At 39.4% G+C, this 14,355-nt stretch carries 9 protein-coding genes; 4 read left to right on the forward strand and 5 right to left on the reverse strand.

Features of this window, described 5'->3' with window-relative positions; translation table 11 throughout:
• Positions 1-67: 67 nt before the first annotated feature.
• Positions 68-2,224, reverse strand: a complete 2,157-nt coding sequence (locus ACHUE3_RS05725) for a prolyl oligopeptidase family serine peptidase (protein WP_394191049.1) — start codon at positions 2,222-2,224, stop codon at positions 68-70.
• A gap of 159 nt (positions 2,225-2,383) precedes the next feature.
• Between ACHUE3_RS05725 and ACHUE3_RS05730 the strand changes: the two genes are divergently transcribed.
• Together ACHUE3_RS05730 and ACHUE3_RS05735 are read left to right on the forward strand one after the other, a co-directional pair.
• The gene (locus ACHUE3_RS05730) at positions 2,384-2,704 is read left to right on the forward strand and encodes an Mpo1-like protein (protein WP_394191051.1); all 321 of its coding nucleotides are present in this window, start codon (positions 2,384-2,386) and stop codon (positions 2,702-2,704) included.
• A 65-nt stretch (positions 2,705-2,769) separates the two neighbouring features.
• On the forward strand, positions 2,770-4,617 hold the full coding sequence (locus ACHUE3_RS05735; protein WP_394191053.1) for an ABC transporter ATP-binding protein: 1,848 nt from the start codon (positions 2,770-2,772) through the stop codon (positions 4,615-4,617).
• A 108-nt stretch (positions 4,618-4,725) separates the two neighbouring features.
• Here ACHUE3_RS05735 and ACHUE3_RS05740 read toward each other — a convergent pair whose 3' ends face one another.
• Both ACHUE3_RS05740 and ACHUE3_RS05745 read right to left on the reverse strand, forming a co-directional pair.
• Positions 4,726-5,412 carry an HvfX family Cu-binding RiPP maturation protein gene (locus ACHUE3_RS05740; RefSeq protein WP_394191055.1) on the reverse strand — a complete coding sequence of 229 codons (687 nt, stop codon included), beginning with the start codon at positions 5,410-5,412 and terminating at the stop codon, positions 4,726-4,728.
• Positions 5,413-5,474: 62 nt separating this feature from the next.
• On the reverse strand, positions 5,475-7,436 hold the full coding sequence (locus ACHUE3_RS05745) for an oxidoreductase (protein WP_394191057.1): 1,962 nt from the start codon (positions 7,434-7,436) through the stop codon (positions 5,475-5,477).
• Between the two features lie 218 nt (positions 7,437-7,654).
• Here ACHUE3_RS05745 and sppA point away from each other — a divergent pair, with 218 nt between their 5' ends.
• A complete protein-coding gene (gene sppA / locus ACHUE3_RS05750; protein ID WP_394191059.1) occupies positions 7,655-9,514 on the forward strand; it encodes a signal peptide peptidase SppA in 1,860 nt (619 codons plus the stop codon).
• A gap of 72 nt (positions 9,515-9,586) precedes the next feature.
• On the forward strand, positions 9,587-10,597 hold the full coding sequence (ansA, locus tag ACHUE3_RS05755; RefSeq protein ID WP_394191061.1) for an asparaginase: 1,011 nt from the start codon (positions 9,587-9,589) through the stop codon (positions 10,595-10,597).
• A 71-nt stretch (positions 10,598-10,668) separates the two neighbouring features.
• Here ansA and ACHUE3_RS05760 read toward each other — a convergent pair whose 3' ends face one another.
• Together ACHUE3_RS05760 and uup are read right to left on the reverse strand one after the other, a co-directional pair.
• Positions 10,669-12,414 carry a DUF3466 family protein gene (locus ACHUE3_RS05760; protein ID WP_394191063.1) on the reverse strand — a complete coding sequence of 582 codons (1,746 nt, stop codon included), beginning with the start codon at positions 12,412-12,414 and terminating at the stop codon, positions 10,669-10,671.
• An 11-nt stretch (positions 12,415-12,425) separates the two neighbouring features.
• Positions 12,426-14,342 carry an ATP-binding cassette ATPase Uup gene (gene uup, locus ACHUE3_RS05765; RefSeq protein WP_394191065.1) on the reverse strand — a complete coding sequence of 639 codons (1,917 nt, stop codon included), beginning with the start codon at positions 14,340-14,342 and terminating at the stop codon, positions 12,426-12,428.
• Positions 14,343-14,355: the final 13 nt, after the last annotated feature.

Genomic DNA, 14,355 nt, shown 5'->3' on the forward strand with positions numbered 1-14,355 from the left:
CGAATATAAAGCGAGCTTAAAATAGCTTAATGAACGCCGAAGTATTACTTCGGCGTTTTTTATAATATTACAGTGACTTTATACCCATGTTATATAAGGTAAAGCCATAAATATCAGCATACTGCTCAATGATCTTGCTGGTTGGTGTTCCAGCGCCATGACCCGCATTTGTTTCAATGCGAATAAGGTATGGGTTACTCCCCGCTCCTTTCGCTTGTAGCTCTGCAGCAAACTTATAAGAATGCGCAGGAACAACTCGGTCATCGTGATCACCCGTTGTTACTAATGTTGCAGGATATGACACACCTTTTTTTACGTTGTGTACTGGCGAATAGCCCTTAAGATAGTTGAACATTTCTTGGCTTTGTTCACTAGTACCATAATCATACGCCCAGCCTGCACCAGCAGTAAACGTATGATAACGTAGCATATCAAGTACACCTACCGCAGGAAGTGCGACTTTGAATAGTTCTGGGCGTTGTGTCATAACAGCGCCAACCAATAAACCACCGTTTGAGCCACCACGCAGTGCTAAGTAGTCACTAGATGTATACTTTTTCTCATTTAAGTATTCAGCTGCAGCGATGAAGTCATCAAACACGTTTTGTTTTTTCAGCTGTGTACCAGCATCATGCCACGCTTTACCGTATTCACCACCACCACGTATATTTGCCACTGCATAGACACCACCTTGTTCAAGCCATGCGGCAATCGCAGAGCTAAATCCAGGTGTCATGCTTGCGTTAAAACCACCGTAGCCATATAAGATTGTCGGATTTTTACCGTTGAGTTTAGTATCTTTTTTATACGAGATAATCATCGGTACCTTTGTACCGTCTTTTGATGTATAAAATACTTGCTCAGATGTATAAGCATCAGAATCAAATTTAGCACCTGATTTACGGTAAACGTCAGACTCACCTGTGTTTACATCAAAAGCAAAGGTGGTGCCAGGAGTGATATAATTTGCAAACGAATAATAAAGCGTTTCACTTTCTTTTTTACCACTAAAACCACGTGCAGTGCCTACGCCTGGCAGGCTAATTTCACGCACTAACTTACCAGACTTATCAAATTGCTGAACTTTAGAAATTGCATCAACCATATATTTAGCAAAGAAATAGTTGCCACCTTTTGACATGCTTAACACATTATCAGTTTGTGCAATTAAATCTTGCCATTGATCAGGTGTAGGATTTGCTGCATCAACAGTGACCACTTTTTTGTTTGGTGCGTTTAAATTGGTAACAAGGAATAATTTACTTCCATCATTATCAAGCAAGTAGGTATCTGACTCAGTGTGTCCTACAATTGTTTTAAGCTCACTATCAGTTTTAGTAAGGTCTTTTATAAACAGTTTATTGCCTGAAGTAGACACACTAGCTGAAATAATTAAATAACGATTGTCAGAGGTTACAGATGCACCAATGTAGCGGTGTTTCTCAGCGTCAGAGCCACCAAAGACTAACTCATCCTCACTCTGAGCTGTGCCCAGTTTATGGAAGTAAACCTTGTGTTGATCTGTTTTAGCTGATAGCTCGCTGCCCTTAGGTTTGTCATAACTAGAGTAGTAAAACCCTTCATTTGCAAGCCATGAAATGCCACTGAATTTAACATCCACTAGATTTTCTTCGATTGGTTGTTTGGTTTCAGTATCAATAATAATGATTTTTCGCCAATCACTGCCACCTTCTGAAATTTGATACGCAGCTAACGAGCCATCTTCAGAAAATGTAAGGCCTGACATTGAAGTTGTGCCATCTTCACTAAACGTATTTGGGTCTAAGAAAACCTCAGCTTCAGCGTCGCCTAACTTACGATAAAGCACATATTGATTTTGCAAACCATCGTTTTTGTAAAAGTACGTGTATTTACCTTCAACGAAAGGTGCAGTGACCTTTTCATAATTCATTAATTTTTCAAGGCTTGCTTTCAATTTGTCACGATAAGGGATGTTTTCAAGATATGAAAAAGTCAGCTCGTTTTGAGTTTTAACCCATTGAGCGGTTTCTTCACTCATATCATCTTCTAACCAACGATATGGATCAGCCACTTTCTCATCAAAATAAACGTCAACAACGCTCCCTTTTTTAGTGTTAGGGTACATTAATGACTGTTCAGCAGGTGTTTCAGTTTTGGCATTATTTTCAGTTGAAGTAGTAGGTGCATCAGTACACCCACCAAGCGCTACAATGACCGCGCAAGCTAAGACTTTTTTTAACATGGTATCTTCTTTTATGATTATTAACTTAACCAATTACGTTATTTAGTAACAGAGGCGTTGTCTAGTCTAATGCGACTAATACACCTCTATACTGTAAAAATATGTAAACCTTTACAAATAAAACGTTACACTGTTGTTTTAGTAAATTAAGGAATAAACATGAATAACAAAAATAGACTCACTTCCTTTACTTCATTCAAAGAGTTTTATCCTTATTACTTATCTGAACATACAAATAAATTATGTAGGCGACTCCATTTTATTGGCAGTGTGCTTGTTGTGTGTTTACTTGGTTATTCAATTTTAAGCGAGCAGTTTTATTTACTCTGGTTCATCCCTGTCATTGGTTATGGCTTTGCGTGGATTGGCCACCTTTTCTTTGAAAAAAACCGACCTGCTACATTTAAACACCCCTTGTATAGTTTATTGGGTGACTGGGTTATGTTTAAAGATATACTTGTCGGAAAAATCCCATGGTAGAGTCCCTTTAATTAATTAGCCACAGTGCTATAGTAGCGGTAATTTTTGCTATTTAAGATATTAAAATGTATCGATTATTTGAGCGGATGACCAAGCCGTTTCCAGATCATAAACCGACTCAACCTCCTGCCAGCTTATTTGCATTTTGCAGACATTACACTAAAGGTATGGAGATATCCCTTTTCTTCATGTCCATAAGTGCTGCAATGCTCGCTATTTTAGAAGTTTCATTATTTAGCTATATGGGCCAACTTGTTGATTGGCTAGCTATCTATACCCCGCAAACATTGTTTACTGAACAAAAGTCTGAACTCATAAAAATGGCTTTGGTGCTATTAGTAGTTCTACCTTTAGTGGTGTTTTTTCATTCAGCTATATTACACCAAGCGCTTTTGGGGAATTATCCGATGTCGATACGCTGGCTTGCTCATCGATACCTACTTCGCCAAAGTGTTAGTTTTTATCAAAATGAGTTCGCTGGACGCATAGCAACCAAAGTAATGCAAACTTCTCTTGCTGTTCGAGAGTCAGTAATGAAACTACTAGATGTGTTAATGTACATAGTGGTTTATTTTGGTGCAATGGTATTTTTAGTAGCTGAAGCTGACTGGCGTTTGATGATCCCACTACTTACCTGGCTTGCACTTTATAGCGCTATTCAGATGTACTTTGTTCCTAAGTTAAAACGCATTGCCAGCTCTCAAGCTGATGCTCGCTCAGATATGACAGGCAGAATAGTCGACAGTTACACAAACATTTCAACTATTAAGCTCTTCTCATATACCCAGCGCGAAGAGCACTACGCGAAAGAAAGCATGGATGTATTCTTACAGCCTGTATATAAGCAGATGCGATTAGTCACCAGTTTAAACCTATGCATCAATAGCCTTAATTACCTATTAGTATTTAGTGTAGCTGCGCTTTCATTGTACTTGTGGTCTTTAAGTGCAATTAGCGCTGGCGCAATTGCAATCGCAGTCAGTTTATCTTTACGTTTAAACGGTATGGCACAGTGGATCATGTGGGAAATTAGTAGCCTTTTTGAAAATATTGGCACTGTCAGTGACGGCATGAAAACACTCTCAACGCCTATTGATGTTGATGACAAGCCCAGTGCAGAAACGCTTTCAATCAATGAAGGACAAATTAGTTTTACGGATGTCCATTTTAATTATGGTAAAGCCGCGAATGAAACTAACCGAGGCCCTGTAATCAATGGTCTAAATTTGACGATTAAACCGGGTGAAAAAATAGGTTTGGTTGGTCGTTCTGGTGCGGGTAAATCAACTCTGGTTAATCTTTTACTACGGTTTTATGATGTTGATAAAGGTACTATTCATATCGATGGACAAGATATCTCCAATGTGACGCAAGAGAGCTTACGCCAACATATAGCTATGGTTACGCAAGACACCTCGTTATTACATCGCTCTGTTAAAGAAAACATTCTTTATGGTCGGCCAGATGCAACCGATGAAGAAATGCTCAACGTAACAAAGCAAGCCAAAGCGCTCGAGTTTATTGAAGATTTAGAAGACAGTAAAGGTAACAAAGGCTTTGCCGCACAAGTTGGCGAGCGAGGTGTAAAACTCTCGGGTGGACAACGTCAACGCATTGCAATTGCGCGTGTATTATTAAAAAATGCCCCTATACTAATTTTAGATGAAGCCACGAGCGCACTTGACTCAGAAGTTGAAGCGGCAATACAGGCAAGTTTAGATGATTTAATGACGGGGAAAACAGTTATCGCCATTGCTCATAGACTCTCAACGATTGCACAAATGGACAGACTAATTGTTTTAGATGAAGGCGGAATTGTTGAGCAAGGTAGCCATCAAGAATTATTATCTCAAAACGGTATTTATGCTGCACTTTGGGCGCATCAGACGGGTGGTTTTATCGGTGTTGAGTAATACTTAACACATAATATTTTTATTAAACTCACATGCTCTTAAAATTGCAGCTCTGTTATAAGAGCATGTGAAATGATTTAATCCCGCCCGTTCTTTTAATAACAAGATTTATTTTACCTTTATGCTCTTTTTTAACCAGTAATCTGTACTCACTAAACGCCCGCCTCCACTGAAAAGTAAACTGAGTAGCATCGCAAAATATATCACTGAAAATTCAATGCCATTGTTTAAAATGACCGGTTTGCCTCTTTCGTATAAGTAATCTGGGTATCCATGGTTTTCTACCAATTCATGTATTTTATCAATACGTACTTTGGCCTCAACTGAATTTTCTAGGCTTGCATTTGCACCAGGTATGGCTAACCAATCGAGTACTTTGGCTGAACTGGTACTGGGGTCTATAGGTGCAATTGCAAACCACCCATTACTCCAATGCACCGTGGTAGCGGCCACTACCATGGTAAACATAAGCGGAATTGTCACAAGTCTTGTTAATAACCCAATAAGTAATAACCAACCACCTATAAACTCTGTCCAGCCCGCTAAAAAGGCAAGTACATCAGGAAAAGGCAATCCTAAACCCCACTCTTCATTACCAAACCAATTTACAACATCGCTAGATGCTAAGAAAAATTCAGAAAAATTCGTCATATCTTGGCTGATATTAAGCTTGCTATACCCTGCAATGATCATAACTGGGGCAAGTATTAATCTAAAGATAAGCGCAGGAATGCCATCAGCGATTGATAGACGTTTTATAACGAGAGAATAGGTATTACAAAGGGATGAAATCATAGCAGTCCTGTAATTTTGCTGTTCTAAATTACAAGACCGCTTATGCTAGGAACTTATTTCACTTAAATTTTACGGGCTACTTGCAGGGCCTCAAAAATAGCACGTTTAGCATCTATAGCTGCGGCTAATTTTGCGCCCCCTATGACATGTACTTTAGGGTTTTCCTCTAAAGCATTGACTGCTTCATTGTTTGAAACTTGGCCAATACACGCAATTACCGTATCAACAGGTAAAACTTGCTCCTCTCCAGCCACATTGATTGTTAGGCCTTGATTATCAAACTTAACATATTCACAACCTGCAATTTGCTTTACACCATGTTGTTTTGCCACTTGACGGTGGATCCAGCCCGTCGTTTTGCCTAAATCACTGCCAAAACGCCCAGCACTTCGCTTAAGCATATAAAGCTGACGGCTATCTTTATGGGGCGCAGCATCACACTCAATTCCCCACTGTGATTTAAAGTCATTGATGCTTTGCTTGGGGCTTTCACTTAAAAATGCCACCATATCAAAACCAATACCACCTGCACCTAAAATTGCAATTGAGTTGCCAAGCTCAACTTCACCTCTTATAACTTCATCATAAGCAAATACACGTTTTCCATCTTCACACTTGAAGGACGCCTCTCTTGGTCTAACACCCGTAGCAAATACAACATCATCGTAACTATCAAGCATTGAATCAGCGTAGTCTTTTCCGAGTTCTATTTTTACATTTAACCTAGCAAGTTCGTTGATAAAGTAAGTGAGTGTGTAGTTAAAGTCTTCTTTGCCGGGTATGCGCATTGCCAGATTAAATTGCCCACCCATATCTTGCTTTTTATCAATTAGGGTAACGTTGTGGCCTTTTTGTGCTAAGTAACAACTGGCAGAAAGCCCTGCAGGGCCCGCACCAACAACTAATACAGTTTTAGCTTTTTCTGCTTGTTCTAAAGGATAGTCTAATTCAAAACCGGCTTGTGGATTTACCAAGCAAGTAGCACGTTTACCTTTAAACACATGGTCTAAACATCCTTGGTTACAGCCAATACAAACATTGATATGTTTACTTTGCTCTGCTTGATATTTATTAAATAATTCAGGGTCAGCGAGTAAAGGACGAGCCATTGAAATGAGATCCGCTTCACCAGCCTTTAAAATATCGTTGGCAATTTGCGGTGTATTGATTCGGTTTACAGCGATTACAGGAACTGATACCACGTCTTTTAATCGTTTTGACGCTTCTTTAAACGCACCGGGTGGAACCATGCTTGCAATCGTTGGTACTCTCGCTTCGTGCCAACCTATCCCCGTATTGAATATATCTACCCCCGCTTTTTCAAGGGCTTTGGCTTGAATTGTTACTTCATCGGGCGTAGAGCCGTTTGGAATTAAGTCCATCACAGACAATCTAAAGATAATGATAAAGCTGTCACTTACATTAGCACGAACAGCTTCAACAATTTCAATCGCCAAACGCATTCGATTCTCTAAGCTACCACCGTACTGATCATTACGTTTATTGGTGTGATCAGCCATAAATTCATTGATAAGGTAACCTTCAGAGCCCATGATTTCAACGCCATCATAACCGGCTTTTTGCGCAAGTTTTGCTGAATGGGCAAAATCCTTAATTGTCTTTTTAATCGAGCCAATTGACATTGACTTGGGTTTGTAAGGATTTATAGGTGCTTGAATAGCGCTCGGAGCTTGATTAAAAGGATGATAGGCATAACGACCAGCATGCAACAATTGTAAACAAATTTTGCCGCCATTTTCATGCACAACATCTGTGTATGCTCGGTGTTTTATCACATCATAAAAATTATTAAACGATGACGAGATAGGCGTTAGCTTACCACGTATATTTGGGCTGTAACCTCCTGTAATAATCATACCGGTGCCGCCTTTAGCGCGCGCTTGATAAAATGCTTTTAAGCGCTTTCTATTATGCCAGCCCTCCTCAAGCCCGGTGTGCATTGATCCCATTACTAAGCGGTTACGTAAATGTGTGTGTTTTAATTGTAATTGTTGTTCTAACATTTTATGCCCCATCCAACTGGTCTAACCTCTAACATTAGCTAATTCTGCTGGATTGACAAGCATTAAGCAATAAGTGAATAACAAAAACCTAAAATAAGCCAGTTAAGGTGAGGATTTATTTAAATATAAACACTTAGTTACGATTTAACAGTTAAGTTTATTTTCGTTCTAAGCTACTATAGGATGAGTAATAAGGTGTACCAAATTAAGGATTTATTTTGATAGCAAAGATATTTAAAGGTCTTTGGGCAGGGTTAAATTTCTCTCGCCGCTTAGTTCTAAACTTTTTATTCGTGCTGCTAGTAATTTTATTTTTTGTTTCTATAACAAGTGACGAAGATGAAATAACTGTGGCTGACAAATCTGTGCTTAGGCTTAATCTTAACGGACCAATTGTTGAGGAAAAAACCTACGTAGATCCTGTTGAAGCGGCCATCAATGATGCAACGATGGGCAATGAAGTCCCAGCTGAAATATTGCTTGACGATATTATCACTGTTATTGATGAAGCTGCCAATGATGATCGTATCAGCATAATCTTGCTCGATCTTCAAAAAATGCCCAATGCGCATTTAAATAAGCTCAAACAAATTACACAAGCAATAGAGCGTTTTAAAGCCACAGGCAAAAAAGTAATATCGACTGGCTATTATTATACACAAGCGCAATACTACCTTGCAGCCCATGCTGACGAAGTAACAATGCACCCATATGGCGGTGTTTCTATTGAAGGTTATGGAATGTTTCCGTTGTACTTTAAAGATGCGCTTGAAAAACTTGCCGTCACGCAACATATTTTTAGAGTAGGTACATTCAAGTCAGCAGTTGAACCTTTCATTCGTAATGACATGTCTGATGCAGCGAAAGAAGCAAACAGAGTATGGTTAGGTGCACTATGGCAAGAATATAAACAAGATGTAGCTGCTGTTCGCCCATTTGACGAATCAAACTTTGATGAAACAATGGATGAATTGTTAGTTAAAATGCAAGCCGTTAATGGTGATTCTGGTAAATACTCGTTAGAAAATCAATGGGTCGATTCACTTAAGTCTAACCAACAAATAAGACAGCAGCTGATTGATTTGGTTGGAACGGAAGAAACAGGTAAAACTTTTAACCAAGTCTCTTTTTACGATTACCTATCTCTTGTGAAGCCACCTGTGCAATTTGATAACCCAATTACTGAGAAAGTTGCAGTGGTCGTGGCAAGAGGTACTATTGTTGATGGTGAGCGACGTGCTGGAGAAATTGGTGGTGATTCAACTGCAGCATTGTTACGCAAAGCTCGTTTGGATGACAAAGTAAAAGCGGTTGTATTACGTATTGATTCAGGAGGCGGTAGTATGTTTGCCTCAGAAGTAATTCGTGCCGAAGTCCTAGCTATAAAAGCTGCAGGTAAACCTGTAATTGCTTCTATGAGTTCTGTTGCAGCATCTGGTGGTTATTGGATTGCATCTGCTGCTAATGAAATATGGGCAGCCCCGAGCACAATCACAGGTTCCATTGGGGTATTTGGTAGTTTTATGACTTTCGAAAACACCATGGCAAAACTGGGTGTTTACTCTGACGGAATTGCAACCACTGAAATGGCTGGTTTATCGATCACTCGCCCTCTAAATGAAAAAATGGCGCAAGTGATTCAACTGAGTGTTGAAGATGCGTACAGACGCTTTTTAGATGTTGTAGCTGATGCGCGTGATATGACACCAGAGCAAGTAGACAAAATAGCACAAGGTCGTGTCTGGATAGCCTCACAAGCGCTTGAACTTGGTTTAGTAGATAAACTGGGTAACAAGCAAGATGCAATTGATGCCGCTGCCGCATTAGCTAAGCTTGATTTTTATGAAGTAAAAACAATTAAGCAAAGCTTATCTCCTCAAGAGCAAATGCTACAGGATATTTTTGGCAGTGCGATGGTTAAATCGTTTATCGGTAATACTACGGGTAGTGTTATTGGTGACAAGGTAGGCGTTAACTCACTAATCAACCAATTTAGCACTGAGGTAAATAATCTAAAAGATTACAATGATCCACAGAATATTTATTCTCGTTGTATCGTGTGCGATGTGATCAAGTAATTTAACTAACTACACCTGTTTTCTTTAACCTCACAGGTTATACTAAGCCCAGTTTTTTTACTGGGCTTTTTTATGAAACGCAAACGCATATACATCGCATATACTGGTGGTACAATCGGTATGAAAAAATCAAGTCGCGGCTATATTCCTGCGGAAGGTTTTTTAACACAAACAGTGGCCAACAACGCAGAATTTAACCGTGATGAAATGCCACTATTTGATATTCACGAATACTCTCCACTCATCGATTCGTCAGATATGTCACCTGCCCATTGGCAACTAATCGCAGATGATATTAAGAGTAAATACCACGATTACGATGGCTTTGTTGTCCTTCACGGCACTGATACAATGGCTTACACAGCGTCAGCTCTTTCTTTTATGTTTGAAAATCTTACCAAGCCGGTAATAGTAACGGGATCACAAATCCCTTTATCGCAATTGCGTTCTGACGGCCAAGTAAACTTATTGAATGCGATGTATCTTGCTGCAAACTACCCAATTGCAGAAGTGAGTTTATTCTTTAATAACCAGTTATTCAGGGGTAATAGAGCAACAAAAGCACATGCAGATGGATTTGATGCATTTGCATCACCAAACCTAGACCCTCTAGCTCTCTCAGGAATCAATATTCAATTATTGAAAGGACAGCTTAGCCCTTATGTTGAAAACGAGCTACAAGTTACTAATATCACACCCCAACCTATCGGTGTTCTTTATTTATACCCAGGAATTAGCCACGCGGTGGTCAAGAGTCTGGTTAACGACAACATTAAGGCACTAGTTTTATTAAGCTTTGGGGTGGGTAATGCTCCTCAAGACCCTGTGTTTTTAGAAATCTTATCGTCCGCGAGTAAGCGAGGCATTGTCATTATTAACCTTACACAGTGTTTAAAAGGCCATGTAAACATGGGTGGATATGCAACAGGCAATGCGCTGTTAAACAGTGGCGTCATTAGTGGTTATGATATGACACTTGAAGCCTGCCTAACCAAGTTACATTATTTGTTAAGTCAAAGTCTTGAAGTGGAAACTATTCGCCATCTTATGCAAGACAACCTTCGTGGTGAGCTTAGCCGTTAAACTGCTATATTGTTCAATACAAATAAAAAAGGCACGCTTACAAGCGTGCCTTTTACTTTAATTTTTAATAACTAACGAAATACGCGTCGTAAACCAACAAGGGGTAACAACAACAAGCTGTACCATGGGAAGCTGGCAGATTGACGTTCATATGTTTCAGTCTCTTCGTCTGAACATTTGTCAATTTCACCTTCAGTTGGGGTTAGCTTTACAGCAACAACAGCACTTTCATATTCAATATTACCATTTATATCAGTAACGACTCCACCTAAGCTATCTGTCTTTTCAACCGTCTTAGTTGCAACACCAAATATTTCATTGTCGTTGTTAATCGCTTTGGCTTCAGACATGAGGTACTTGTAACGCGTTTCACCGTCGCTTTCGTAACATGGGAGTAAATCATTGATGTTTGTAATCTTATCATCGCCGATTTGGTACATGAACGCTTCACGACGACGAGAACCAACATTAAATACGTCTGTCTCACCTTCACCAACAATAATACCATTATCATTAATATCATTTGCGTATGAACTTGAGCTGCCAAAGAAATCGGTTGGGAAAACAGTAGAACCTGTTGCTATATCGTGATAGAAAAACTTGTAGCGATTAGCCCCTTCAATTGGTCTAAGCGCATAACCAGTGACTACATTATTATCGTTAATTGCCGTTGATTTACCATCAAACCAATCATCATCTTGATCCACTATTTCTTCAACTTTACCGTCTTTATAGTACACAGGAAGCGACCTAATTGTGCTAGAGCGGCTATTATCACGGATATCTGATGTGCCAACGGCAATACCATTACTATTTACGGCTAATGCATTACTTACAAAAGCAAAATTTTCATCATCTTCTGGTGTAACACCAAAACCTAATTGCTCAGTACTCGTAATGTTAAAGCTTGTGTCTAGCGTCCATTTAACAGCGCGAAGGTCAAAAAGGCGCGTGGATGAATTGCGAAATAAGTTTTCAATACAAACACTAATCGGTAAATCTAATCCATCACAATCATCATCAATGTCTTCTTGTCTATCACTTGGAATGCCAACTGAAGTTTGTCCAACAACAACGTATCCGTCATCCGTTTTAACAATATCATTAGCTGCACTGATGCCACCAAACTCATCAAATTCAGGCGGTATTTCAAATACAACGCCAGAGTCAGATATAATTGCTGCGCGATTTATAAAGTCACGAACAAAATGAGTTTCTTCTTCTGTTTCACCATCAGGTGTAAATTGAAGTTTCTCATAAGGTGCACTGCCCCAACCAACTGATGTACCGTCTTCAGCAATGGCATTATAAAATGCATTTACAGAGCGAGTTACACCATCATAATCAACTGAAGCAATGTCAAAAAATGTTTGTTCCTGAGCTGGTTGTTGATTACCAGGGTATCTAAGTGCTGCTAAATTGCCGACATTTTGGTATTGACTGTTATTATTTGCTCTATCGCTTCTCAACAGCGAATGCATGAATGCATGCGCATCAGGGTTTGTAGCAGCTGCATTGTTGTTTTCGATGTCATCTAAAGTGAATGTAATTTCTTTATCAATAAGCTCAAAATTAGCTTCAGCCACCTTATAGGCATCTGTAATGATACTATCTGTGAAATCTATATAACTGATATCAATTGGAAGGTTGTATAAACCATTTGCAAGTCCAATTACATGACCACTTTCACTAACGTCAGTCACATAAGTATGTTTAGCTTCGTCAAATGAACCCAGCTCGGTCAACTTATAGGTAGCACTTACTGCTGTTGTGCTCATCGTTGCTAATATACTAGCAGCGAGTAATTTATATTTCATTTTAGTCCTTACTACTGATTCTTTAAATCTTCTAATTCTTCCCAGCGCTCTAACGCAGCTTCAAGGTCTGACTCTAGTTGCGCTAAATGGTTCAATGCTTGTGAAGTGATTGCTGCATCTTGTTTAAAAAAATCAGCGTCGTTTACAAGTACTTGCTGATCTTCAATTGCTTTTTCAATTTGCTCAAGCTTACTGGGTAATTGTTCTAATTCAAGTTTTAATTTGTAAGAGAGTTTATTAGCTTTACTCTCTGTTTTAATTTGTGTTTTTGCTACTTGTTTATCATCTGCTTTGATTGGGGCCGCAGTTTGTTTTTTTTGTTCATCAGCAAGGTAGCGTATATAAGCTTCATAATCACTATAACCCCCTACTATATCGGTAATTTTACCATTACCTTCAAATGCCCAAACACTCGTACATGTATTATCAATAAACTCACGGTCATGGCTTACAATTAGCACTGTCCCCTGATATTGATTAATAATATCTTCTAATAATTCAAGCGTTTCGATATCCAAATCATTGGTCGGCTCATCTAGTACTAGAATGTTTGATGGTTTTAAGAATAACTTAGCAAGTAACAAGCGATTTTTTTCACCACCTGACAATGCTTTCACGGGTGTACGAGCACGTGCAGGTGGAAATAAAAAGTCTTGTAGATAGCCAAGCACGTGACGTGAACGCCCACCCATCATAACTTCTTGCTTACCTTCGGCAACGTTATCTTGCACGGTTGCTTCTTCATCAAGTTTTTGACGATATTGATCAAAATAGGCAAACTCTAAGTTTACACCTTGTTTAATATCACCACTATCTGCTGCTAAATCACCAAACAATAATTTTAACAATGTGGTTTTACCAATACCATTTGGACCAACCAGTCCAATTCTATCGCCACGCATTACTAATGTAGAAAAGTCATCAGCAATCACTTTGTCTTTAAAGGCATGATGAATATGCTTGGCTTCAAATACAAGCTTGCCTGATCTGTCAGCAGTTTCGATGTTAAAATCAGTCTTGCCTACCTGCTCAACACGCTGCTTACGCTCTACGCGAAGTTGTTTGAGTTCACGTACTCGACCTTCATTACGTGTACGACGTGCTTTAACACCTTGACGGATCCACGCTTCTTCTTCTGCTAAGCGCTTATCAAAAAGGGCATTTTGTGTTTCTTCGACCTTTAGATCATGTGCTTTTTGCTCAAGGTAAGTCGCGTAATCACCTGGGTAAGAAATCAACTTACCACGGTCTAAATCTAAAATGCGTGTCGCAACAGCACGAATAAATGCACGGTCATGAGAAATGAAAACAATACCGCCTTTAAACTCTTTTAAAAATTGCTCTAACCACATGACACTGTCCATGTCTAAGTGGTTGGTAGGCTCATCAAGTAAAAGAAGATCAGGCTCACTAACAAGTGCACGGGCTAATGCCACTTTGCGTAACCAACCGCCTGAAAGTGATTCAAGTTTTGCTTCAGGTGAAAGCTCTAGACGAGTTAGAACCAGCTGAATTCGGCTATCAAAACGCCAACCATCCGCCGCTTCTAACTGATTTGATAAACGCTCAAGTTGATTGAGTAGTTTATCAGTGCAATCAGTTTGCAGTTGTGTGCTCACATGGTGGTAATCAATCAGTAAGTTTGCAATATCAGGCATACCTTGAGCAACATAATCGAAAACAGTGCCACTAGCACCTTTTGGCGGATCTTGTTCTAAACGAGAAATCTTGATGCCACCAAGCTGGTTAATTTCGCCATCATCTAAAATAACCTGACCATCAAGTACCTTTAAAAGTGTTGATTTACCCGCGCCATTTCGACCAACGATACACACTCGCTCACCTGTTTCGATGACTGCATCTGCGTCGTCTAATAGTGGGTGTGTACCATAAGCTAACTGCGCTTTTGAAATTCTAATTAAATCCATGTTGTCTCTTTAC

The sequence above is a fragment of the Pseudoalteromonas atlantica genome, from assembly GCF_043641955.1.
Lineage (GTDB): Bacteria > Pseudomonadota > Gammaproteobacteria > Enterobacterales > Alteromonadaceae > Pseudoalteromonas > Pseudoalteromonas atlantica_A.